Annotated in this window: 15 protein-coding genes; 7 read left to right on the top strand and 8 right to left on the bottom strand. The window is 64.8% G+C overall.

Annotation, left to right across the window (positions count from 1 at the left end; genetic code table 11):
• Positions 1-9: 9 nt before the first annotated feature.
• The 6 genes from BLQ85_RS24950 to BLQ85_RS05880 form a co-directional block, all read right to left on the bottom strand.
• Positions 10-9,765: an ESPR-type extended signal peptide-containing protein gene (locus BLQ85_RS24950; RefSeq protein ID WP_139200922.1), complete on the bottom strand. Its 9,756-nt coding sequence runs from the start codon at positions 9,763-9,765 to the stop codon at positions 10-12.
• A 486-nt stretch (positions 9,766-10,251) separates the two neighbouring features.
• Positions 10,252-11,196 carry an RluA family pseudouridine synthase gene (locus tag BLQ85_RS05900; protein ID WP_074575411.1) on the bottom strand — a complete coding sequence of 315 codons (945 nt, stop codon included), beginning with the start codon at positions 11,194-11,196 and terminating at the stop codon, positions 10,252-10,254.
• Positions 11,197-11,952, bottom strand: coding sequence for a tRNA (guanosine(46)-N7)-methyltransferase TrmB (gene trmB / locus BLQ85_RS05895; protein WP_074575410.1), 756 nt, complete (start codon positions 11,950-11,952; stop codon positions 11,197-11,199).
• Positions 11,949-12,842: a tRNA glutamyl-Q(34) synthetase GluQRS gene (gene gluQRS, locus BLQ85_RS05890; protein ID WP_074575409.1), complete on the bottom strand. Its 894-nt coding sequence runs from the start codon at positions 12,840-12,842 to the stop codon at positions 11,949-11,951. The genes trmB and gluQRS overlap by 4 nt, the downstream gene beginning before the upstream one ends.
• Positions 12,843-12,969: 127 nt before the next feature.
• Positions 12,970-14,046, bottom strand: coding sequence for an NAD(P)/FAD-dependent oxidoreductase (locus BLQ85_RS05885; RefSeq protein WP_074575408.1), 1,077 nt, complete (start codon positions 14,044-14,046; stop codon positions 12,970-12,972).
• Between the two features lie 179 nt (positions 14,047-14,225).
• Entirely contained in the window at positions 14,226-15,170 is a 945-nt protein-coding gene (locus tag BLQ85_RS05880) for a LysR family transcriptional regulator (RefSeq protein WP_074575407.1), read from the bottom strand.
• A 118-nt stretch (positions 15,171-15,288) separates the two neighbouring features.
• Between BLQ85_RS05880 and BLQ85_RS05875 the strand changes: the two genes are divergently transcribed.
• The 6 genes from BLQ85_RS05875 to BLQ85_RS05850 all read left to right on the top strand — a co-directional run bounded on the left by BLQ85_RS05875 (position 15,289) and on the right by BLQ85_RS05850 (position 19,190).
• Entirely contained in the window at positions 15,289-15,990 is a 702-nt protein-coding gene (locus BLQ85_RS05875; RefSeq protein WP_074575406.1) for a pirin family protein, read from the top strand.
• 104 nt (positions 15,991-16,094) lie between these two features.
• Complete coding sequence (locus BLQ85_RS05870) at positions 16,095-16,505, top strand: DoxX family protein (protein WP_074575405.1); 411 nt, start codon at positions 16,095-16,097, stop codon at positions 16,503-16,505.
• A gap of 103 nt (positions 16,506-16,608) precedes the next feature.
• Positions 16,609-17,163, top strand: a complete 555-nt coding sequence (locus BLQ85_RS05865) for a flavodoxin family protein (RefSeq protein WP_074575404.1) — start codon at positions 16,609-16,611, stop codon at positions 17,161-17,163.
• 25 nt (positions 17,164-17,188) lie between these two features.
• Complete coding sequence (locus BLQ85_RS05860; protein ID WP_074575403.1) at positions 17,189-17,596, top strand: OsmC family protein; 408 nt, start codon at positions 17,189-17,191, stop codon at positions 17,594-17,596.
• Positions 17,593-18,480 carry a pirin family protein gene (locus BLQ85_RS05855; RefSeq protein ID WP_074575402.1) on the top strand — a complete coding sequence of 296 codons (888 nt, stop codon included), beginning with the start codon at positions 17,593-17,595 and terminating at the stop codon, positions 18,478-18,480. The genes BLQ85_RS05860 and BLQ85_RS05855 overlap by 4 nt, the downstream gene beginning before the upstream one ends.
• A 14-nt stretch (positions 18,481-18,494) precedes the next feature.
• Positions 18,495-19,190: a DUF599 domain-containing protein gene (locus BLQ85_RS05850; protein WP_074575401.1), complete on the top strand. Its 696-nt coding sequence runs from the start codon at positions 18,495-18,497 to the stop codon at positions 19,188-19,190.
• Here BLQ85_RS05850 and egtB read toward each other — a convergent pair.
• Entirely contained in the window at positions 19,187-20,518 is a 1,332-nt protein-coding gene (egtB, locus tag BLQ85_RS05845) for an ergothioneine biosynthesis protein EgtB (protein WP_074575400.1), read from the bottom strand. The genes BLQ85_RS05850 and egtB overlap by 4 nt on opposite strands.
• Positions 20,519-20,604: 86 nt before the next feature.
• Positions 20,605-21,414, bottom strand: a complete 810-nt coding sequence (locus BLQ85_RS05840) for a sulfurtransferase (RefSeq protein ID WP_254779757.1) — start codon at positions 21,412-21,414, stop codon at positions 20,605-20,607.
• 83 nt (positions 21,415-21,497) lie between these two features.
• Between BLQ85_RS05840 and dnaE the strand changes: the two genes are divergently transcribed.
• Positions 21,498-24,980 carry a DNA polymerase III subunit alpha gene (gene dnaE / locus BLQ85_RS05835; RefSeq protein ID WP_074575398.1) on the top strand — a complete coding sequence of 1,161 codons (3,483 nt, stop codon included), beginning with the start codon at positions 21,498-21,500 and terminating at the stop codon, positions 24,978-24,980.
• Positions 24,981-25,018: the final 38 nt, after the last annotated feature.

Genomic DNA, 25,018 nt, shown 5'->3' with positions numbered 1-25,018 from the left:
CTGGAGCCGTTAGCGCCACTTCCAGCTTGCGCCGAAGTTCATGCCCCACTCCTTGCCGGTGGTGGAGACGCCGAAGCCCCATGCGCTCTTGCCGTCGTTGTTGAGCGCCTTGAAGTTCAGGCCCAGCGCGCCGTAGCCCTTGTAGTTGCCCACGCCTATGCCCAGGGCTTTTTCGCCGCCCTCGAGGTTGGGCATGTAGGTGGCGGCCATGGCCATGCTCATCGCGATGCCGGAGTAGGCCACGCGCCTGACGTCGTTGAGCTGCGCGACGTTGACCGCATCGGTGGCGAACACGCCGGGGGCCACATTGGTGATGCGGCGCTCGTTGCCCGGCGAGCCCACCGACACCGTGTTGGGTTGGTCGGCCACCGAGTAGGCGCCCAGCGCCACGGCGCGGTTGGCCGTGGCTTCGGCGCTGGCGCCCAGGGCCACCGAGTCGTTGCCGGAGGCCAGCGAATTGGCGCCCACGGCGGTGGCCGGGTCGGCAATCGCCCTGGCCTGGAAGCCTATGGCCACCGAGCCTTCGTAGGTGGCCGTCGCGCGGAAGCCGATGGCCGTGGTGTTTTTGTCCTGGGCCAGCGACTGCGAACCATAGGCGGTGGCGCCCGTCGCCACCGTCGTGGCGGTTGCGCCATTCACCCCGGCACGCGTGCCGGCGCTGGCGCACAGGCCGGTTGCCGTGGTGTCGGCGCCGTTGGCCACCGTGCAATCGGAAGGCGAGGCCACGGTCTGCATCGTCGTGCCGTTGAAGGATTTTCCCTGCGTGAGCAGCCCGGCGCCGGCTGCGCCGCCCGCGGTGGAGCCTATAACTGCGCCGCCGTTGGCCGCCGCGGAATTTGCCGCATTGACCAGCGAGGCCAGGGCCGCGGTGCCCGAGGTCGCGCTCGACAGCCCGGTGGACAGCGAGGCAATGCCGTTGTTGGCGGTGCTCAGTCCGGTGGACAGCGAAATCACGCTGTTGCCGACCGTGCTCAGGCCGGTCGACAGGGACAGGATGCCGCTGCTGGCGGTGCTCAGGCCGCTGGAGGTCGAGGTGGACAGCGAGGCGATGTTGCTGTTGGCTGTGCTCAGGCCCGTTGACAGCGAGCTGGTGCCCGTGGAGACCGAGGTCGACAGCGAGGTCACGGTGCTGCTCACCGTGCTCAGCCCGGTGGAGACGGAGCTGAAGCCGGTCGAGAGCGAGCTGAAGCCGGTGGAGGTCGAGGTGGACAGCGAGTTGAGCCCGGTCGACAGGGAGCTGATGCCCGTGGACGTTGAGGTCGACAGCGAGGCAACGTTGCTGTTGGTGGTGTTCAGGCCCGTGGACAGCGAGCTGACGCCCGTCGACAGGGAACTGACCCCGGTGGACAGAGAACTGATGCCGGTGGACGTCGAAGTCGACAGCGAATCAATGCTGGTCGACAGGGAGCTGATGCCTGTCGAGGTCGAAGTCGAGAGCGAACTGACACCGGTGGACAGCGAGCTGATGCCGGTCGAGGCCGAGGTCGACAGTGAGCTGATACCAGTGGACAGGGAGCTCACGCCGGTCGAGAGCGAACTGACGCCGGTGGACAGCGAACTGACACCCGTGGACGCCGAGGTGGACAGGGAAGCGACGTTGCTGTTGGTGGTGCTCAGGCCCGTGGACAGCGAACTGGCGCTCGTGGAGGTCGAGGTGGACAGGCCGTCGATGGCGGTCGACAGCGAGCTGATGCCCGTGGAGGCCGAGGTGGACAGCACCGCGACATTGCTGTTGGTGGTGCTGAGGCCTGTCGAGAGGGAGCCTACGCTGGTCGACAGCGAAATAAAGCCGGTGGACAGCGATCCAAACCCGGTGGACAGGGAACCGAAGCCGGTCGACAGCGAACTGATGCCCGTGGAGGTCGAGGTCGACAGGGAATCCAGGCCCGTGGACAGCGAACTCACGCCGGTGGACAGCGAGCTCACACCGGTCGAGGTGGAGGTCGACAGCGAGGCGACATTGCTGTTGGTGCTGCTCAGGCCGGTGGACAGTGAGCTGAAGCCGGTCGAGGTGGAAGTCGACAAGGAGCTGAAGCCCGTCGAGATCGAGCTGAAACCGGTGGACACCGTATTGAAGCCGGTGGACAGCGAGGCGACCACACTTTCGGTGGTGCTCAGGCCGGTGGACAGGGAGTTGAAGCCGGTCGAGGTGGACGTCGACAACGAGTTAAAGCCCGTCGAGATCGAACTGAAACCGGTGGACACCGTGTTGAAGCCGGTGGACAGCGAGGCCACCGCGCTTTCGGTGGTGCTCAGGCCGGTGGACAGGGAGCTGAAGCCGGTCGAGGTGGATGTCGACAGCGAGTTAAAGCCGGTCGAGATCGAGCTGAAACCCGTCGAGATGGAACTGAAGCCGGTGGAGACCGTGCCAAAACCCGTGGACAGCGAGGCCACGGCGCTGTCCGTGGTGCTCAGGCCCGTGGACAGGGAACCCAGACCCGTGGACAGGGAACTGAAGCCTGTCGAGGTGGCGGTCGACAGCGAGCTGAAGCCTGTTGAGAGTGAGCTGAAGCCGGTAGACACCGAGCTGAAACCGGTCGACAGCGAGGCCACACCGCTTTCGGCGGTGCTCAGGCCCGTGGACAGTGAGCTAAAGCCGGTGGATGTCGAGGTCGACAGCGAGCTGAAGCCGGTCGAAATTGAGCTGAAGCCGGTAGAGATGGAACCAAAGCCGGTCGAGAGCGAGGCCACGGTGCTGTCGGTCGTGCTCAGTCCCGTCGACAGCGAGGTGATCCGGCTGGCCGAGGTGCTCAGGCCCGTTGAGGCCGAGGTGGACAGGGAGCCGATACCGGTCGAAGCCGAGGTTGACAGCGCCGCCAGGTTGCCGTCGGTCGTGCTCAGGCCGGTGGACAAGGAACTGAAGCCGGTCGACGTGGCGGTCGAGAGCGAGCTGAAACCCGTCGAGAGGGAACTGAAACCGGTCGATACGGAGCTGAAGCCCGTGGACAGCGACGCGACACGGCTGTCAGTTGTGCTCAGGCCGGTGGACAAGGACGTAATGCCGCTGGCCGCCGTGCTCAAGCCCGTGGAGGTCGAGGTGGACAGTGAAGTGATCCGGCTGTCGGCGGTGCTCAGGCCAGTTGACGTGGAGGTCGACAACGAGGTGACGTTGCTGTTGGTGGTGCTCAGGCCGGTAGACAGCGAGTTGGTCGAGGTCGACAGGGATGCAATGCCGCTGGTCGCGGTGCTCAGGCCTGTGGAGGTGGACGTCGACAGTGACGTGACATTGCTGTCTGTTGTGCTCAAGCCCGTCGACAGGGAAGCAATGCCGCTGGCGGCTGTGCTGAGTCCCGCGGAGGTCGATGTCGACAAGGAAGTGACGCCACTGGTCGCCGTGCTCAGGCCGGTCGAGGTCGAAGTCGACAGTGAAGTGATCCGGCTGTCGGCGGTGCTCAGGCCTGTTGAAGTGGACGTCGACAGCGAGGTCACATTGCTGTTGGTCGTGCTCAGGCCGGTGGACAGGGAACCGATGCCGGTCGATGTCGACGTCGACAGCGACGCAACATTGCTGTCCGTTGTGCTCAGGCCGGTGGACAGGGAAGTGATGCCGCTTGCAGCCGTGCTCAGACCGACCGACGTAGCGGTGGACAGCGACGTGACGCTGCTGTTGGTGGTGCTAAGGCCGGTGGACAGCGAATTGGTCGAAGTCGACAGGGATGCGATGCCGCTGGTTGCTGTGCTCAGGCCTGTGGAAGCAGACGTTGAGAGCGAAGTGATGCTGCTGTTGGTCGTGCTCAGGCCGGTGGACAGCGATGAAATACCGCTGGCGGCGGTACTCAAGCCCGTCGAGGTGGAGCTTGACAGCGAGCCGATGCCGGTCGAAGCCGACGTGGACAGCGATGCGACATTGCTGTCGGTGGTGCTCAAGCCAGTCGACAGGGAAGCGATGCCGCTGGAGGCAGTGCTCAGTCCGGTTGACGTGGACGTGGAAAGAGATGTGATCCTGCTGTCCGCGGTGCTCAGGCCCGTGGAGGTCGAGGTCGACAGCGAAGCAAGGTTGCTGTTCGTGCTGCTCAAGCCGGTGGACAGGGAGCTGACACCGGTCGACGCGGACGTCGACAAGGACGCGACATTGCTGTTGGTGGTGCTCAGCCCGGTGGACAGGGAAGTGATGCCGCTGGTCGCCGTGCTCAGGCCGGTTGAGGTCGAGGTCGACAGCGACGTGACGTTGCTATTGGTCGTGCTCAGGCCGGTGGACAGGGAGCCGATGCCAGTCGAAGCCGATGTGGACAGCGACGCGACATTGCTGTCGGTGGTGCTCAGGCCTGTCGACAGGGAGGTGATGCCGCTGGTAGCCGTGCTCAGACCGGTGGAAGTCGAGGTCGACAGTGAAGTGATCCGGCTGTCGGCGGTGCTAAGGCCCGTTGAAGTAGAGGTCGACAGCGAGGCGACGTTGCTGTTGGTCGTGCTCAGGCCGGTGGACAGGGAGCCGATGCCGGTCGACGCCGACGTGGACAGCGACGCAACATTGCTGTCCGTCGTGCTGAGGCCGGTAGACAAGGACGTGATGCCGCTGGCCGCCGTGCTCAGGCCTGTCGATGTCGAGGTCGACAGGGACGTGACGCTGCTGTTTGTGGTGCTCAGCCCGGTGGACAGCGAGGCGATGCCGCTTGTGGCGGTGCTCAGGCCCGTCGAGGTGGAGCTTGACAGCGAGCTGATGCCGGTCGAAGTCGATGTCGACAGGGAGGCGATGCCGCTGGTCGCCGTGCTCAGGCCTGTCGATGTCGAGGTGGACAGCGAAGTAACACGGCTGTCCGTGGTGCTCAGGCCCGTGGATAGCGACGTAATGCCACTGGCGGCGGTGCTCAGGCCTGTCGAGGTTGACGTGGACAGCGAACTGATGCCGGTCGACGCGGACGTCGACAAGGAGGTGACGTTGCTGTTCGTCGTGCTGAGCCCGGTGGACAGCGAGTTTGCCGAAGTCGACAGGGATGCAATGCCGCTGCTGGCCGTGCTCAAGCCGGTCGATGTCGAGGACGACAGCGAGCTCACGGTGCTGTTGGTGGTGCTCAGGCCCGTCGACAGGGAGGTAATGCCGCTGGCGGAGGTGCTCAAACCGGTGGAGGTCGACGTTGACAGCGATGTAATCCGGCTGTCGGCGGTGCTCAGGCCTGTTGAAGTGGACGTCGACAGCGAGGTGACGCTGCTATTCGTCGTGCTCAGTCCGGTGGACAGCGACGTAATGCCGCTGGTGGCGGTGCTCAGGCCCGTGGATGTGGAAGTCGACAGCGAGGTGACGCTGCTATTGGTAGTGCTCAGTCCGGTGGACAGCGACGTAATGCCGCTGGTGGCAGTGCTCAGGCCTGTGGACGTGGAAGTCGACAAGGAGGTGACATTGCTGTTCGTCGTGCTGAGGCCGGTGGAAGTCGAGGTCGACAGCGAAGTGATCCGGCTGTCGGCGGTGCTCAGGCCCGTTGAAGTGGACGTTGACAGCGAGGTCACGTTGCTGTTGGTCGTGCTCAGGCCGGTGGACAGGGAGCCGATGCCGGTCGAAGCGGATGTCGAAAGCGAAGTGATGCCGCTGGTGGCGGTGCTCAATCCGCTTGACGTGGACGTGGAAAGAGATGTGATCCTGCTGTCCGCGGTGCTCAGGCCCGTGGACGTCGAAGTCGACAGCGAGGTGACGTTGCTGTTGGTTGTGCTGAGACCGGTGGACAGTGAGCCGATGCCGGTCGAAGCAGACGTCGACAAGGACGTGACGTTGCTGTTGGTGGTGCTCAGGCCAGTCGACAAGGAGCTTATGCCGCTGCTGGCCGTGCTCAGTCCTGTGGAGGTGGATGTCGATAGTGAGGTGATGCGGCTGTCGGCGGTGCTAAGGCCGGTCGATGTCGAGGTCGACAGCGAGATCACGCTGCTGTTGGTCGTGCTGAGACCAGTGGACAGCGAGGTGATGCCGCTCGCAGCTGTACTCAGGCCGGTAGACAGTGAACTGATGCCGGTCGACGCGGACGTCGACAAGGACGTCACATTGCTGTTGGTGCTGCTGAGGCCGGTAGACAGGGAAGTGATGCCGCTGGTAGCCGTACTCAATCCCGTCGACGTGGAGGTCGACAGCGAAGTGACGCTGCTGTTGGTGGTGCTCAAGCCCGTGGACAGCGAAATGATGCCGCTGGCGGCCGTGCTCAGGCCGGTGGACGTGGAGGTCGAAAGAGAGCTGATGCCTGTCGATGCCGAGGTCGACAGCGATGCAACATTGCTGCTGGTACTGCTCAGGCCAGTGGACAGCGAGGTGATACGGCTGTCGGCGGTACTCAAGCCGGTAGACAGCGAGCCGATACCGGTTGAAGTCGATGTCGACAAGGACGTGACATTGCTGTTGGTGGTGCTCAGGCCGGTGGAAAGCGAGCCAATACCGGTGGATGTGGACGTCGACAGCGAAGTGATGCGGCTGTCGGCGCTGCTCAGGCCGGTGGACAGCGAGACGATGCCGCTGGCGGAGGTGCTCAAGCCGCTCGACGTCGATGTCGACAGGGAGGTGATGCGGCTGTCGGCGGTGCTCAGGCCTGTTGAGGCTGAACTCGACAGCGATACCACGCTGCTGGCCGTTGTGCTCAGGCCGGTGGAGAGGGACGCGATACCGCTGGTCGCCGTGCTCAGGCCGGATGAAACCGATGTCGACAGCGAGCTGAAGCCGGTCGAAATGGAGCTAAAGCCTGTTGAGACGGAATTAAAACCGGTAGACAGGGACGCCACGCCGCTGTTGGCCGTGCTGAGCCCAGTGGACAGCGAGCTGCTGGCGGTCGACAGCGATGTGACGTTGCTGTTGGTACTGCTCAGGCCGGTGGACAGCGAGGTGATGCCGCTGGCGGCTGTGCTCAAGCCCGTTGATGTCGAAGTGGACAGCGATGTGACGCGGCTGTCGGTGGTGCTGAGGCCCGTGGATAGCGAGGTGACACTGCTGTTGGCCGTGCTGAGCCCAGTGGACAGCGAGCTGCTGGCGGTCGACAACGAGGCCACGCTGCTGTTGGTTGTGCTCAGGCCCGTCGACAGGGAGGTAATGCTACTGGCTGCGGTGCTCAGGCCGGTCGATGCGGAGGTGGACAGTGAAGTGACACGGCTGTCCGTGGTGCTCAAGCCTGTCGACAGCGAGTTGATTCGGCTGGTGGCGGTGCTCAGGCCGGTAGACGTCGATGTGGAGAGCGAAGTGACGCTGCTGTTCGTGGTGCTCAGGCCCGTGGACAACGAAGTGACGCTGCTGTTGGCACTGCTCAGCCCGGTGGATAGCGACGTAATGCCACTGGTGGCAGTGCTCAGTCCGGTGGACGTCGAGGTTGACAGCGAAGTGACGCTGCTGTTGGTGGTGCTCAGTCCCGTGGACAGCGAAATGATGCCGCTGCTTGCGGTGCTCAGTCCCGTGGACAGGGAGCTGATGCCGGTGGAGGCCGAGGTCGACAGCGAGGCTACGCTGCTGTTGGCGGTGCTCAGTCCCGTGGACAGCGAAATGATGCCGCTGCTTGCGGTGCTCAGTCCCGTGGACAGGGAGCTGATACCGGTGGAGGCCGAGGTCGAAAGCGAGGCCACGCTGCTGTTGGTGGTACTCAGCCCGGTGGACAGCGAAACAATCCCGCTTGTGGCGGTGCTCAAACCCGTCGAGAGCGAGGTGATGCCGCTGGCCGCCGTGCTCAAGCCGGTGGAGGTCGAGGTTGAGAGGGAACTGATGCCCGTCGATGCCGAGGTCGACAGCGAGGCCACGCTGCTGTTGGTGGTGCTCAGCCCGGTCGACAGCGAAATGATGCCGCTGGCAGCGGTGCTCAGGCCTGTTGATGTTGAAGTGGACAGCGAGGTAATACGGCTGTCCGCTGTGCTTAAGCCGGTCGATGCCGAAGTGGAGAGCGAAGTCACGCGGCTGTCCGCGGTGCTCAGCCCAGTGGACAAGGAGATGATTCCGCTGGCCGCCGTGCTCAGGCCGGTGGAGGTAGAGGTCGAGAGCGAACTGATGCCCGTCGATGCGGAAGTCGACAGCGAGACCACGCTGCTGTTGGTAGTGCTCAGGCCGGTGGACAGGGAGGTAATGCCGCTGGCGGCGGTGCTCAGGCCAGTCGATGCAGAGGTGGACAGCGAAGTGACACGGCTGTCCGCGGTGCTCAACCCGGTGGACAGCGAGATGATCCCGCTGGCCGCCGTGCTCAAACCGGTCGATAGGGAGGTGATGCCGCTGGTGGCGGTGCTCAAGCCTGTGGAGGTCGACGTCGACAAGGACGCCACATTGCTGTTGGTGCTGCTAAGGCCGGTCGACAGCGAGACGATTCCGCTTGTGGCGGTGCTCAAACCCGTCGAGGTGGACGTCGACAGCGAAGTGACGCTGCTGTTGGTGGTGCTCAGGCCCGTCGAGAGGGATGTGATTCCGCTGGTAGCCGTGCTCAGGCCTGTCGAGGTGGAGGTGGACAGGGAGGTGACACGGCTGTCCGTGGTACTCAAGCCCGTCGACAGCGAGTTGATTCGGCTGGTAGCGGTACTCAGGCCTGTCGACGTGGAAGTCGACAGCGAGGTGACGCTGCTGTTGGTTGTGCTCAACCCAGTGGATAGCGAGGTGATGCCGCTGCTAGCCGTGCTGAGGCCGGTCGATGCCGATGTGGATAGCGATGTGACGCTGCTATTCGTCGTGCTCAGCCCGGTGGACAGCGACGTAATGCCACTGGTGGCGGTACTCAGGCCCGTGGACGTGGAAGTCGACAGCGAGGTGACGCTGCTGTTGGTTGTGCTCAGTCCAGTGGACAAGGAGACGATGCCGCTGCCGGCCGTGCTGAGTCCCGTGGACAGGGAAGTGATCCCGCTGTTGGCGGTGCTCAGACCTGTGGACGTAGAGGTCGAGAGGGAACTGATGCCTGTCGATGCCGAAGTCGACAGCGAAGCCACGCTGCTGTTGGTGGTACTCAGGCCCGTGGATGTCGAGGTCGACAGTGACGTGATCCGGCTGTCCGCGGTGCTCAGCCCCGTTGAGGTAGAGGTCGACAAAGACGCGATGCTGCTGGTTGCCGTGCTCAGGCCGGTCGATGCCGATGTGGACAGCGAACTGACGCTGCTGTTCGTGGTGCTCAGGCCGGTGGACAGCGAACTGATGCCGGTGGACGCCGAAGTCGACAGGGACGTGATGCTGCTTGTGGCGGTACTCAGGCCCGTGGAGGCGGAAGTGGACAGCGAAGTGACGCTGCTGCTTGCCGTGCTCAGTCCAGTGGACAGGGAACTGATGCCTGTCGAGGCGGAGGTCGACAGCGAACTGATGCCGGTGGAAGCCGAGGTCGACAGGGACGTGATGCTGCTTGTAGCGGTGCTCAGGCCCGTGGAGGTGGAGGTGGACAGCGAAGCGACGCTGCTGGTTGCCGTGCTCAGTCCGGTGGACAGGGAGCTGATGCCTGTCGAGGCGGAGGTCGACAGCGAAGTGACGCGGCTGTCCGTGGTGCTCAGTCCCGTTGACAGCGAGTTGAGGCGGCTGGTGGCGGTACTCAGGCCCGTCGACGTCGAGGTCGACAATGAATCGACGTAAATGCGTGTGTTGTTGACGTAATTCACGCAGGTCGAGGCGGCGGAGTACATCGTGCCGCCATTGCCCGCGGTACAGGCGGCTTCCGGCAGTGTTTGCCCGTAGGCCGAACTCACGGGGCTGAGGCCCCCGCCACCGAACAGTCCAGCAAGCACCACGGCGCCTGCGGCGCCGACCTGGACCACCTTGGAGCCGCTGCGTTTGCCGCGCGCGCTCGAGATTTCCGACACGGCGACCCACGTGCCCAGAAGCTCGCTGTAGACGGTACGGTAGAACTTGTTCATGGTGGGGTTAGGACAGGCGTGTGGCCGGCAGTGTTTGCTTAAGTGCTACTTGTAAAAATATGTACAAACGATGTAACTAGTTCACAGGATTCTCCCATAGAGCTTGGAAAAAGCATGTGAAAAACCCCCGTATATTTCTTGTAAATCATTGATTAGATTGATTTTTTGCGGAAAAAATCACATGCCAATGAGATGCTAGATATATCGGTTTCTACGTAGAAATTCCCGATAAGTGATTCAATGTGTAACTAATACGCGATTTTTTGCTCGTTTCCTGACATCTTTGGTGATTGATTTCACGAAAAACCACACTTTTGGATTAATTCCGCGATGCGGCAGGCGCCGGCCTTTTTCGGCGCCATGCGGACGGCAAATTCGTGGGGATGAGGAGACACGGGCGTGCCGGGAGCCCGAAATCAGGTACGGCTCGGCTGCGCGCGGGCATGGGCGCACGCGTGCTGTGGTTTGGCTTGGGAGCGAGGGGGCTCAGCCGCCCGTTGCCGGGGGCAGGCCTGCAAGCAGGCTCAAACGGGTCTGGAAAGACCGTTGCCGACCCGTGACCGGGTCGGTGAAATGCATGGATTTCGCGAGAAGCTGCAAGGGGCGGCTGTAATCATCGTCCGGCGTGGGATGCACCGGCGGGTAGATCCTGTCGTTGAGGATGGGAATACCCAGGGCATGCATATGCACCCGCAACTGGTGTTTTTTGCCGGTGACCGGGCTCAGCGCGTAGCGGGCCCAGCCGCCATTGGTCTCCAGCACGCTGATGTGGGTTTCGCTGTTGGCGGGGCCGGGCGCTTCCTGTTGCCGGAAGAAGGGTTCGCCTTCCACGATGCGGCTTTGGCGAAGCAGCGGAAAAACAATGCCTTCACGCCATGGCGCGATGGCCTCGTAGTGTTTGGCCACCTCATGGCGCCTGAAAAGTGCCTGGTAGGCGTCGCGGTCGGCGGGCCTCACCGAAAACAGCACCAGGCCGGCGGTTTCGCGGTCTATGCGGTGCAGCGGCGCCAGGCCGGCCAGGCCCAGGCGGTTTTTAAGGCGCACCAGCAGCGTTTCCTGCACATAGTGGCCCGAGGGCGTGACCGGCAGGAAATGGGGTTTGTCGGCCACGACCAGGTGTTCGTCCTGGTACAGCACGCTGGCCTCGAAGGGTACGCGGGGCTCGTCCTCCAGCGCGCGGTAGTAGTACACGCGCATGTGGCCGCGGTAGGGCCGTTCAGCCGTGACGGGTACGCCGAACTCATCGGCTACCAGGCCGTCCCGCATGCGTTGCAGCCAGGTTTCACGCGTGATCGCGGGAAAGCGCTGCACCAGGAAGTCGGTGATGCTGGGCCAATCGCCCGCCGGCAAGCCCACACAGCTGGGGCTGACCCCGTCGCGGGTCGGCAGTCCATGGGACGGCTGCCCGTTCACGCCGGCATGGGCGGGCATTCAGACACGGGTGAACACCACGTCCCAGACGCCGTGCCCCAGCTTGATGCCGCGGTTTTCAAACTTGGTCAGCGGCCGGTAGGCCGGCTTGGGCGCGTAGCCGCCCTGGGAAGCGTCCGCGGTGTTGCGCAGCAGCGGCTCGGCGCCCAGCACCTCGAGGATTTGCTCGGCATAGGGCTGCCAGTCGGTGGCGCAGTGCAGGTAGCCGCCGGGCTTGAGGCGGGCCGCCAGCTTGGCGACCAGCGGCGCCTGGATCAGGCGGCGCTTGTTGTGCCGCTTTTTGTGCCAGGGATCGGGAAAGAAGATGTGCACGCCGTCCAGGCTGGCCGGCGGCAGCATGTTGTCCATCACTTCAACGGCGTCGTGCTGCAGGATGCGGATGTTGGCCAGGCCCTGTTCGCTGATGCGCTTGAGCAGCGCGCCCACGCCGGGGGTGTGGACCTCGCAGCACAGGAAGTTTTTCTCGGGCATCAGCGCGGCGATGTGGGCCGTCGCTTCGCCCATGCCAAAGCCTATCTCGAGGATGGTGGGGGCCGAGCGCTGGAACATGGCCTCGAAATCCGCCGGCGCCGCCGCATAGGGCAGCAGGAACTGGGGGCCCACGTCGGCAAAGGCCTTGGCCTGGCCGACGGTGGTGCGGCCGGTGCGGCGCACAAAGCTGCGTATGTTGCGCGGGGCGCCTGGCTCGGCGGCCGCGCCTTCGGTGGAGGGGTCGGGGAGGGCGGAGGGCGGGAGGGGGGAAGTTGTATCTGTCACCGGTTGATTTTAAGGCGGGTCGCCCACAGGGGCACGGCCTGCCGCAACCAGTCCTGCGGCGTGGCGGCGCTGCCGCCGTCTGGTGGCAGGCCTAAAACCGCGCCGGCCTGCCGCAGCAGGGCCAGCGGCTGGGACGTGTCCAATGCCTGCGCGCCGTTCTGTTTGGAGAGCTTTTCGCCGTTGGCGCCCAGCACCAGCGGCGTGTGCAGGTAGCGCGGAAGGGGCAGGCCCAGCGCGCGCTGCAGCAGGATTTGCCGCGCCGTGTTGTCGGCCAGGTCCTCGCCCCGCACGATGTCGCTGATGCCCTGGGCCGCGTCGTCCACCACCACGGCCAGTTGGTAGGCCCACAGGCCGTCGGCGCGCTTGAGCACAAAGTCGCCCACCTCATGGGCCACGTCCTGCGACTGCGGGCCCAGCAGGCGGTCCTGCCAGCGGATGGGCGCGGGGGCTCGTGTGTCCAGCCGCCAGGCGCGCGCGCTACGGCCGTGCAGGCCGTCCCGGCAGGTGCCGGGATAGACCAGTTCGCCATGGCGCTCGCGCGGCTGGCCTGAAGCCGCCAGCGCCCGGGCGATGTCCTGGCGCGTGCAGGCGCAGGGGTAGGCCAGCCCGCGCGCGACCAGCGAATCCAGCGCCTGCTGGTACAGCGTGCCGCGCTGTGATTGGTAGACGGGCGGCTCGTCCGGCAGCAGGCCGCATTGGGCCAGTTGTTCAAGAATCGTCTGGCCGGCGCCGGGCACACAGCGCGGCGTGTCCACGTCCTCGATGCGCACCAGCCAGCGGCCCTGGTGCGCGCGGGCGTCCAGCCAGCTGGCCAGGGCTGCGACGAGTGAGCCGGCGTGCAGCGGGCCCGTTGGGGAAGGGGCAAACCGGCCCCGGTATTCGGCCTCCATGCGGGCGCTCCCGAACCTGGTTTTCAGGCTGGCCGCCACGCAGGGCCGCCCCCAGTAAGGCCCGCCCCTATCTCTAATGAAAGGGGCAGCGTACCGCCGAAGGCACGCGAAGCGACAAGCGTGGGGGCTAACAAATTTCGAGGGCCATTTCTAGGCCCGAGATAAAGCCCTCTTCCACGCGGTGCCCCAGGCACCAGTCGCCGCAGGCGCCTATGCGGGACTTGGCGTCCCATGCATGGGTCTTGCCCAGTGGCTGCAGTGTCTGGGCGTGGCGCCAGCGGTGCACCACGGCATGCGGCGGCGCCGCGCGTATGCCGGTGACTTCAGTAAAGGCCTTGAGCAGTTTGGCCTTGACGCGTTCGGCGTCGTCTTCCAGGTGGCGCTGCGACCAGTCGGGGCTGGCCTGCACGGTCCAGCGTTCGATCGGGCTGCGCCCGGGCTTGGAGGATTCGCGCGCCAGCCAGGCGATGCGGTGGTGGGTGCTGCGCGCCGCGTTCCAGTGGGGGCCCAGGTGCGCCATCGTGGGTTGCATGGCCTGGGGGAAGGCCAGCATCAGCGTCCAGCACGGCGCCACGCTGACCTTGGCGAGCGCCTCCATCAGCGGCTTGCCCTGTTGCGAGCTCAACAGCAGGGCGTGCGCCTGCGGCGAGGGCAGGGCCAGCACCACGTCGTCAAAGCCCGAGTGCACCCGGCTGCCGGCGCCCGGCCCTTCGGTCTGCAACTGCCATTGTTCGGGATGCAGCTTGTCGCGTTCGAGCCGCAGCACCTCGGTCTCCAGCAGCAGGCGGCCCGCGGCCGCCAGGGGCTGGGCCCATTGGCGCAGCAGCGCATTCATGCCCGGCGTGGGAACCCAGTGCGCCTCCTTGGGCGGCAGCGCCGAGGCCACGACACGGCCCAGCTCGTCGAGGATGCGCACGGTGTTGGCGCTCCAGGGCCGCACCAGCCCGGGGACCGTGGCCAGGGCTTTTTCGAAACGCGCATCGCGCACGGTGAAATACTGCGCGCCGTGGTCGAAGCCGCCGAATTCGCTGTCCCGGGTGGCCATGCGCCCGCCGACTTCAGGGCTTTTCTCGAACACAGTGACCTGGTGGCCGGCCTGCGCCAGCGTGCGCGCGCAAGCAATGCCGGCGATGCCGGCGCCTATCACGGCGATGCGGCGGCCGGCCGCGGATTCAGGAAGGGGGAGGCTGGCGTTTTTTGTCATGTCTTTGTGTGCTTTTTGGGTTGGATGAATGAGGCGCCTTGCCGCTTTCGCGGGCAATTCACGGCCCCCCGGCCTGGGTCATCACGTCTGAACCATAAACGAAAACGATAAGAAGCTCTAAGCGCACTCTACACGCAGGCGCGGCCGCCGCGCCCGGATTGCGCGGCGACTACGGGTTTTCACATGCGCTCCAGCAGCGCTTTTCGCGTGGCCGCGCTCTCCAGTTGCTTGAGCCACCACTGCAGCGCGCGCCCCTCCTTGCCGTCGGGCGCGCGCAGCCAGGCATAACTCATGGGCACATGGCGCGGTGGGCGCTGCATGCGTTTTTCCACCAGCCGGCCGGTGATGACGTGGGGGCGCGCCAGGTATTCCGGCAGAAAACCGCCGCCCAGGCCGCGCAGCTGCGCCTGGAGTTTTTCCTGCATGCCGGGCACGGTGAAGATGTCTTGCCCGCCCAGCAGGCCCACCGTGACGCCGCTGCCGCGCTGCACCGAATCGGCGACGGCCACGGCGCGGTGCGGCATCAGCATGGCGTCGGTCACGGGCTCGGGGGCCTGCGCCAATGGGTGATGGGGCGCGACCGCGTAAATGAAATGGATGCTGCCCAGCACCCTGTGCTGCACCGCGGTATTGGCCGAGGGTTCTATGGCCACGCCCAGGGCCAGGTCGGCCTGGCCTGAGGTGAGCGCCTCCAGCGTGCCCGACAGCGCCTCTTCGCGCAGGCGCAGCCGGGTGGGCGGGTTCAGCGCGAAAAACGCCTCGCACAGCTCCATCACCGTGGTGCGCGAAATCACGCTGTCCACCGCCAGCGTGAGCTGCGGCTCCCAGCCGGTGGCCACGCGCTTGACGCGGTTGGCGACGGCGTCGAGTTCGGCCAGCAAGCGGTTGCCCTCGCGCAGCAGTTCCTTGCCGGCTTCGGTCAGTTTGGCCTGGCGCGAGGAGCGGTCAAAGAGCAGCACGTCCAGCGCATCTTCCACCTGGCGTATCCGGTAGGTCAGCGCGCTGGGCACCAGGCCCAGCTCGCGCGCCGCGGCCGCCATGCTGCCGGCGCCGTGGATCGCGCCTATCAGGCCCAGGGTTTCGGGCGTCAGGGCGTCGCGTACCCGGTTGTTGATCGTTGCCATAAGAATGATTCAAATAATTTGAATGATGCCATCAAAGCGAAGCAATGGAAAGCCGGGGTCCCAGGCCTACATTGGAGTCATCGCCAACGCATCTCAACCAGCTCGAAAGGAGCACCTCATGATGACCTTAAGAACCTCCAGCGAACGCGGCTACGCAGACCACGGCTGGCTCAAGTCTTTCCATTCCTTTTCCTTCGCCGGTTATTACGACCCGGCCCACATGGGCTTTGGCAACCTGCGCGTCATCAATGAAGACCGCATCGCGGCCGGCCGCGGCTTCGGCACGCACGGCCACCAGAACATGGAAATCATCAGCTATGTGCTGAGCGGCGAACTCGCGCACAAGGACAGCCTGGGCAATATCAAGAGCATCCCGCCCGGCGACGTGCAGCGCATGAGCGCCGGCACGGGCGTGCAGCACAGCGAGTTCAACCATGCGGACGGCCAGACCACGCATTTCCTGCAGATCTGGATAGAACCCAATGTGACCGGCATTCCCCCCAGCTATGAGCAAAAGACCTTTGCCGACGCCGAAAAACGCGGCGCCCTGCGCCTGGTGGCTTCACCCGACGGCGCCAAGGGCTCGGTGCTGATCCATGCCGATGCGAGGCTTTATGCGGGCCTGTTCGACGGCGCGGAAAGCGCCACGCTGGAACTGAGCGCAGCACGCAAGACCTATGTGCACCTGGTCCGTGGACAGCTTGAAGTCAACGGCAAAGTGCTCAAGGCCGGCGATGCCGCCATGCTGCAATCGGAAGCCGCGCTGCAGCTGGCCCATGGCCGGGACGCTGAAGTGCTGGTGTTTGACCTGGCACCGTAACCCACACCCAGGACAAGCGCGAATGCGCATGAGCGCACGGCGCTTGCCCAGAGTGTTTTTTTCATCCATGATTTCCCCGTTAACTTTACTTAGAAGGACTCACCATGCTCAACTCCCTGCAAAACCCTCTCTCCCTGGTCGGCCGTGTGCTGCTGGCCCTGCTGTTTGTGCCCGCGGGCTTCAGCAAGATCGCCGGCTTTGCCGGAACGGCCGGCTACATCGCTTCCAAAGGCGTGCCGCTGCCCGAAGTCGCCGCGGCTGCCGCGATCGCGATTGAGCTGGGGCTGGGCCTTCTGCTGCTGGTCGGCTTCATGACGCGCTGGGCCGCGCTCGGCATCGCCTTTTTCACCGTGGTGATCACCTTCATCTTCCACAACTACTGGGGTGTGCCCGCCGAACAGGCCATGATGCAGCAACTGATGTTTTTCAAGAACATCGCCGTGATCGGCGGCCTGCTCACCGTGGCGGCTTGGGGTGGCGGCGCCTGGAGCGTGGACGCCAAGATCAAGGGCTGATCCGCGAAAAAGCAGGGCTGCAGCGGGGGCTTTCATGCCTGGGCTGCAGCCCTTTTATCTGGCCTGGTTCCAAATTTCATTCTTCTCCCGCGAAAGATATTGAATGCCCAAAGTTGTCGTGATTTACCACTCCGGCTATGGCCATACCCAGCGCATGGCGCAGTCGGTGGCCGAAGGCGCCGGCGCCGAGCTGCTGGCCATAGATGCCGACGGCAACCTGCCCGAAGGCGGCTGGGAAACGCTCAATGCCGCCGACGCCATCATCATGGGATCGCCCACCTACATGGGCAATGTGAGCTGGCAGTTCAAGAAGTTCGCCGACGCCTCCTCCAAACCCTGGTACAGCCAGGCCTGGAAAGACAAGCTCTTCGCCGGCTTCACCAACAGCGCCGCGATGAACGGCGACAAGCTGTCCACGCTGAACTACCTGTTCACCCTGGCCATGCAGCACGGCGGCATCTGGGTCAGCCAGGGCATGCTGCCCAGCAACAGCAAGGCCGCGTTGCGCAACGATGCCAACTACCTGGGTTCCTACAGCGGCGCCATCGCGCAGTCGCCCTCCGATGCCGGCGCCGGCGAGATGTCGGCCGGTGACCTGGAAACCGCCCGCAGCTTCGGCGCGCGCGTCGCTGCCGTCGCCGCGAAATTCACCGCCTGATTTTTTCCTTGCCCACTGGAACCCCATGACCATAGAACTCCAACGCGATCTCACTGCCGCGATGGCCCAGCAGGTGCACATCCGCGGCCATAGCCTCACCGCCGACGTCAGCGAAGCCGAAGGCGGCGCCGACAGCGGCCCCAGCCCGCACGACCTCTACGACGCGGCACTCGGCGCCTGCAAGGCCCTAACCGTGATGTGGTACGCCCGCAAAAAAGGCATCCCTGTCGAGGACATCCACACACGCATGGAGCGCGACGACTCGCAGGAGCGCAGCGGCGTCTACAAGCTTTCGGCCAGGCTGCAGATCAAGGGCGCCCTGAGCGACGCCCAGTTGCAGGAACTGCACGCCGTGGCGCAGAAATGCCCCGTGCACAAACTCATGACCACCGTCACGACGGAAATCACCACCGAACTGGAGCGCCTGCCATGAGCACCGTGTTGAAACTGACTGGCCACCACAAGGACCTGGGCGGCGGCTTCATGGTGCGCCGCCTGCTGCCCGCCGCGCAGCAGCAGTCGGTCGGCCCCTTTATCTTTTTTGACCACTTCGGCCCGGTGACCGAGCAGCCCGGCACCAACCACGACGTGCGCCCGCACCCGCACATCGGCCTGGCGACGGTGACCTATTTGTTCGAGGGCGCGATGATGCACCGCGACAGCCTGGGCTCGGCCCAGCGCATAGAGCCCGGCGCCATCAACTGGATGACGGCCGGCCGCGGCATCGTGCACTCGGAGCGCGCGCCCGAAGACCTGCGCGGCACGTCCTACGTGAACCACGGCCTGCAGCTGTGGGCCGCGCTGCCCAAGGAGTTTGAGGAAACGGCGCCCGGCTTTTCGCACACGCCGGCGGAAACCATTCCGGCCACCACGGTGGACGGCGCGGCGGTGCGCGTCCTGATCGGTGAGGCCTTCGGGAAGGTCTCGCCCGTCAAGACTTTTTCCAAAACGCTTTACCTGGACGTGGCCCTGGCCGCCGGCACAGCTTTCACGTTGCCGCCGCTCGCGGAGCAGATGGCAATTTATCCGGTGGACGGCGACCTGATGGTGGACGGTGAGCTGCTGGCCATGCACACCCTGGCGACGCTGGCGCCTGGCGCGGCCGTGCAACTGAGCGCGGGCGTGCCAACCCGCCTGGTGGTGATAGGCGGCGACGCGCTCGATGCGCACCGCTTCATGTGGTGGAACTTTGTCTCCAGCCGCAAGGAACGCATCGTGCAGGCCGGCGAAGACTGGGAGGCGCAGGCCATGGGGCAGGTGCCCGGCGAGACGGAATTCATCCCGCTGCCGGAACGGAAGTTCACGGCGGGTGGCTAAATTAAGATCAGGCGATGCAAATCTTTACCCTGCTTCCGTGGAGCGACTGGTTGGCGATTGCCTGGTTTTTTCTGGGCTGGATGGGTTATGCCTGGTTCGCCCGGCACTACGGTGGGAAGCGCTCCTCGCTGCTGGGCACCACCAACCGCTACCGGCACTACTGGCTGCTGCAGGCTACTGCGCGCGACCCGCGCGTGATCGACGGCATCATCACGCAAAACCTCTCGAGCACGCCGGCTTTTTTCTCGTCGACCACCATCATCATCATCGGCGGCTTGTTCGCGTTGCTGGGCACCACCGACAAGGCGGCCGAGTTGGTGCGCGAGATTCCGTTCGCGGTGCGCACCTCGGTGCTGATCTTCGACCTCAAGGTGCTGCTGATGGTAGCGGTGTTTGTGTATGCCTTTTTCCGCTTCAGCTGGTCCATGCGCCAGTACACCTTTGTCGCCTTGCTGATAGGCTCCATGCCTTCGCCGCAGGAGTTTGAAGTCGGCAAGTTCGACCGCGAAGCTTTTGCCACGCGCAGCAGCCGCATGGTGGGCCTGGCGGCGGAGACCTTTAACGACGGGCTCAGGGCTTACTATTTCAGTTTCGCCATCATGGCCTGGTTTTTCTCGACCTTCGCGTTTGCGCTGGCGACCGCGGTGGTGGTGCTGATTCTCTACAACCGCGAGTTCAACTCCGACGTGCTCGGTGTGTTGCGCGATTAGGCCAGGTCGCGCGCCAGCCGCAGGCCGCTGAACTGCCAGCGCGCATCGGGCGGGAAGAAGTTGCGGTAGCTCGCGCGCATATGGCTTTGCGGCGTCGCGCAGGAGCCGCCGCGCAGCACAAATTGGTTGCACATGAACTTGCCGTTGTACTCGCCCACCAGGCCTTCCCAGGGCTTGTAGCCGGGGTAGGGGTTGTAGTTGGACTGCGTCCATTCCCACACGTCGCCGAACATCTGCGCCGGCAGGCCACGGCTGCCTTCCTGCTGCGGCAGCGGATGGAAGGCCGATGTCTCCACAAAGTTGCCCTGGGCCGCGGCACCGGCCGGCAAGCCGCGCGCGGCGAGTTCCCACTCAAACTCGGTCGGCAGGCGGGCGCCGGCCCAGCGCGCAAAAGCGTCGGCTTCAAAATAGCTGAGGTGGCAGGCCGGCGTGTTCGGGTCCACGTCAATCAGGCCTTGCAGCGTGAAATGCTGGTAGCCGCCCTCGCCGCCCTGCCAGTAAAAGGGCAGGCTGACCTTGTTTTCGGTGACCCAGTCCCAGCCCATGGACAGCCACAGCTCGGGGCGCTGGTAGCCCTTGTCGGCGATAAAGGCCATGATCTCGCCGTTGGTCACCGGCCGGCTGGCGAGCTCGAAGGCCGCCACATAGGCCTTGTGGCGCGGCGTTTCATTGTCGAAAGCGAATTCACCGTCGCGCGCGGCATCGTAGCCATGCTCCACCAGGCCGGCCTCATGGCGCAGCCACTCCACCGGCTGCGGGTGTATGCCGGCCAGTGGCCAGCGGCTCGCATAGGCCGGTCGCGCGGGATTGAAGGACAGCGCGTGTTTGATGTCGGTCAGCAGCAGTTCCTGGTGCTGCTGCTCGTGGTGCAGGCCCAGGGTCACGAGTTCCTTGAGTTCCTGCTGCTGAGCGCTATCGGCGCCGGCCTCGACCGCGCCAATCACCGCCAGCATGCGCTGGTTGACCTGGGCGCGGTAGGCGAGCACTTCGTCCAGCGAAGGCCGGCTGATCAGGCCGCGCTTGGGCCGCGGGTATTTGTCGCCCACGCCGTTGTAATAGCTGTTGAACAGCACACGAAAGCCCGCATCGAAGGGTGTGAAGCCGGGCTCGAAGCGTTCAAGGATAAAGGTCTCGAAAAACCAGGTCAGGTGGGCCAGATGCCATTTCGCGGGACTGGCGTCGGGCATGGACTGCAGCTGGCAGTCTTCGGGGCTTAGCGGCTGTATCAGCGCCTCGGTCTGCTGGCGCAGGGCGATAAAGCGCCTGGCGAGCGGAGACAGGGAGGCGTGGGCGGCCTGCTGGCGTGCGGGGGAGGTGTCTGTGGGCATGGTGGCTACCGTAAAAGGGGACGGCTGGCAGACGTGGAATGTTGTGGGATGCGAACGATTCAAAAGCTTCGCACGGGGCTTTGGGCTCAGCTGTCGGACAAAAGCCCGAAATTTTCGGACCGCCGGGCGGCGCGTGGCGGGTTCAAAGGCTTGGCTGGCGGGTTGACTTGGGGTTTGAGCGCCGGGTCCAGCGCGCGGCGTTCATCAAACACAAAACATTCGCCGTCAAAATGCGCGTGCCCGCTTTCCTCGAAGTACTTGAGGATGCCGCCGTCCAGCTGCCAGACGTTCTCCACGCCGGCCTCGCGCATCAGGATGGCAGCCTTCTCGCAGCGTATGCCGCCGGTGCAAAAGCTCACCACGGTCTTGCCGGCCAGCTCCTGTTTGTGCGCCAGCAGGGCTTCGGGAAACTCGGTGAACTTGCGGATGCGCCAGTCGATGGCGTTGCGGAAGGTGCCGACGTCGGCTTCAAAGTCGTTGCGGGTGTCCAGCGTCACCACGGGGCGGCCCGTGTCGTCGTGTCCCGCGTCCAGCCAGCGCTTGAGCGTGGCGGCGTCCAGCGCCGGCGCGCGTCCGGCCGCGGGCTGCACGGCCGGGTGGTTCATGCGGATGATCTCGGGCTTGACCTTGACCAGCAGCTTGCGAAAAGGCTGGGCGCCGGACCAGCTTTCCTTGGCCTGCAGGTCGGCAAAACGCACGTCCTGTTTCAACCATGCCAAAAAATCATGAATATCGCCGGCCGGCCCGGCCAGGAAGAGGTTGATGCCTTCTTCGGCCAGCAGCACCGTGCCCTTGATGGCATGGCCCTGCAGCCTGCCCGCCAGGCTGGTTTGCAGCGCATCGGGCTGGGCCAGCGCGACAAACTTGTAGGCCGCAATGTTCAGGATTTGCATGATGCGATTGATTGTAGGCAGGCACGCAAGGCCTTGCACTGTCCCATGGCGCCTCAGCGGACAGACCCGGCCCTAAAATGGTCCCTATGTTTGTTCATTTGCGCCTCCACACCGAATTTTCCGTCGTCGACGGCACCAACCGCATCGATGAAGTCGTGGCCGCCGCGGCCGCCGACGGGCAACCGGCGCTGGCCATCACCGACCTGAGCAACCTCTTCGGCACCGTCAAGTTCTACAAGGAAACCCGCGGCGCTGGCGTCAAGCCCCTGATAGGCGCCGACATCTGGGTGCAGGTGCCGGGCAAGGATGCCGGCGCGCCCGCCGCCCGCCTGCTGCTGCTGGTGCAAAGCCGCCAGGGCTACCTGAACCTGTCCGAAATCCTCACGCGGGCCTGGACCAAGAACGTGGTGCGCGACCAGGCGGTGGTCAAGCTCGAATGGCTGCAGGAGCTGGGCGAGGGCCTGATCGCCCTGTCCGGCGCGCAGGGCGGCTCCGTGGGCCAGGCCCTGCTGCAGGGCGACAGCGCCCGCGCCGCGGAATGCGCGCTGTATTTTGCGGGCCTGTTTCCCCACCGCTTTTACCTGGAACTGCAGCGCGCCCAGCGGCCCGACGACGAGCGCCATGTGGCCGCCGCCGTCCAGCTGGCGGCGCGGCTCAAGCTGCCCGTGGTGGCCACCCACCCCGTGCAGTTCCTGACCTACGACGATTACGAGGCGCATGAAGCGCGCGTCTGCATCTCGGAAGGCGAGATCCTGGGCAACACGCGGCGCGTGCGCAAGTTCACGCGCGAGCAGTACTTCAAGTCGACCGAACAGATGCAGGCGCTGTTCGCCGACGTGCCCACGGCCCTGGCCAACACGCTGGAGATCGCCAAGCGCTGCAACCTCACGCTCGAGCTCGGCAAACCCATGCTGCCGGACTACCCGACGCCCGAAGTGGGCGGCGTGCGCATGCCCATCGACGAGTATTTCCGCCAGGCCTCGTTTGAAGGCCTGGAAGAACGCCTGGCCCACCTGTACCGCGATGCGGCCGTGCGTGACCAGAAGCGGCCCGAGTACGTCAAGCGGCTGGAGTTCGAGATCAACACCATCCTCAAGATGGGTTTTCCCGGCTACTTCCTGATCGTGGGCGACTTCATCAACTGGGCCAAGAACAACGGCTGCCCGGTCGGGCCGGGCCGGGGCTCCGGCGCGGGTTCGCTGGTGGCCTATTCGCTCAAGATCACCGACCTGGACCCGCTGCAGTACAACCTGCTGTTCGAGCGCTTCCTGAACCCGGAGCGGGTGTCCATGCCCGACTTCGATATCGACTTCTGCCAGAGCAACCGCGACCGCGTGATCGATTACGTGAAGGACAAGTACGGCAAGGACGCCGTGAGCCAGATCGTGACCTTCGGCACCATGGCGGCGCGCGCCGCCATCCGCGACGTGGGCCGCGTGCTGGATTTTCCCTACGGCTTTTGCGACGGCATCTCCAAGCTCATCCCTAACAAGCCGGGCCAGCACATCACGATTGAACAGGCGAAGGAGCAGGAGCCCGTGCTGGCCGAGCGCGAGCGCAAGGAAGAGGACGTGCAAACCCTGCTGGCACTTGCGCAAAAGCTCGAGGGCCTGACCCGCAACGTCGGCATGCACGCCGGGGGCGTGCTGATCGCGCCCAGCAAGCTGACCGATTTCTGCCCGCTTTACGCCCAGCCGGGCAGCGACTCCGCGGTGAGCCAGTTCGACAAGGACGACGTGGAGGCGATTGGCCTGGTCAAGTTCGACTTTTTGGGCCTGGCCACGCTGACCATCCTGGAGATCGCCAGGGAATTCATCATCGCGCGCCACCCGGCCCAGAAGGACTTCAAGTTCGAAGACCTGCCGCTCAACGACCGCAAGGTTTACGAGCTTTTCGGCCGGGGCCAGACCGAAGCCGTGTTCCAGTTTGAAAGTATCGGCATGCAGCGCATGCTCAAGGACGCCAAGCCGGACCGCCTGGAAGACCTGATCGCGATGAATGCGCTGTATCGACCGGGGCCCATGGAGCTGATCCCGACCTATATCGCGCGCAAGCAGGGCAAGGAAGTGCCCGAATACCCGGACCCGCGCGTCAAGGCCATCCTCGAAGAGACCTACGGCATCATGGTCTACCAGGAGCAGGTGATGCAGACCGCGCAGATCCTGGGCGGCTACTCGCTGGGCGGCGCCGACTTGCTGCGCCGCGCCATGGGCAAGAAGAAGAAAGAGGAGATGGACGCGCAGCGCGCGATCTTCCGCAAGGGCGCGGGCGAGGGCGGCCTCAGCGAGGAAAAGGCCGACGAGGTCTTCGACCTGATGGAAAAGTTCGCGGGCTACGGCTTCAACAAGTCGCACTCCGCCGCCTATGCGCTGCTGGCCTACCACACGGCCTGGCTCAAGGTGCACTACACCGCCGAGTTCTTCGCCGCCAACATGACGGTGGAAATGGATGACACCGACAAGCTCAAGGTGCTGTTTGGCGACGCGCAGAAGATGGGCATACAGTTCGAGTCGCCCGACATCAACCGCGGCGACTACCGCTTTGAGCCCATCAGCGCGACCTCGGTGCGTTACGGCCTGGGCGCCGTCAAGGGCACGGGCCAGCAGGCGATCGCCGCGATTGTCGCGGCGCGCAAGGAAGGCGGCCCCTTTACCTCGCTCTACGATTTTTGCGTGCGCGTGGACCGCAGCCGCCTGAACAAACGCACGGTGGAAGCCCTGATCAAGGGCGGCGCCTTCGACAACCTGCAGCTCAACCGCGCCTCGCTGCTGGCCTCGGTGGACCGTGCCTTTGAGTTCGCCGCCGCGACCGAGGCCAACGCCAACCAGGGCGGGCTGTTCGACATGAGCGATTCGCATGCCGCCAGCACCCAGGAACCGCCGCTGGTGGAGGCCATGCCCTTCGGCGTGAAGGCGCGCCTGGTGCAGGAAAAAACCGCGATCGGCTTTTACCTTTCGGGTCATTTGTTCGACGAGGTGGAAACCGAGGTGCGCCAGTTCGCCAAACGCAAGATCGAGGACCTGATCGACTCGCGGGAGCCGCAGTTGCTGGCCGCCATTTTGAGCGACCTGCGCGTGATCAACGGCAACCGCGGCAAGCTGATCATCTTCAAGCTTGACGACAAGACCGATGTGCTTGAGGCCTCGGTGGACGAGGCGCTGTTCAACGCCAACCGAAACCTGCTCAAGGACGACGAGCTGGTGATCGTGCAGGGCACGCTGCAGGGCGCGTCCGAGCGCTTTGGCCGCCGCTTCAAGGTCACCCAGGTGTGGGACCTGGAAACCGCGCGCTGCAAATTCGGCAAGTACCTGCGCGTGGCCGTCAACGGCAGCGCGCCCGATATCTCGCGCATGGTCAGGGACTTCCCGCCGCGCCGCGAAATGTCGGATCAGGGCGAGATCAGCCGCGGCCTGCCGGTGCGCCTGAGCCTCAGGCGGCAAAACGAGGTGGGCGGCGCGACGGCCGAACTGCACCTGGGCGAAGCCGCCAGGTTCTTCCCTACCGATGCGGCGCTGGCCAGCTGGATGGCGCAGGCCGACAAGGGGCTGGTGCAGATTGTGTATGAGTGACGGCGGGCTGCTGTTTGCCTGGAGCGCCCTGGCGCTCG

Source organism: Polaromonas sp. JS666, assembly GCF_900103405.1.
GTDB lineage: Bacteria > Pseudomonadota > Gammaproteobacteria > Burkholderiales > Burkholderiaceae_C > Polaromonas.
This window is presented reverse-complemented; position numbering and strand designations above follow the sequence as displayed.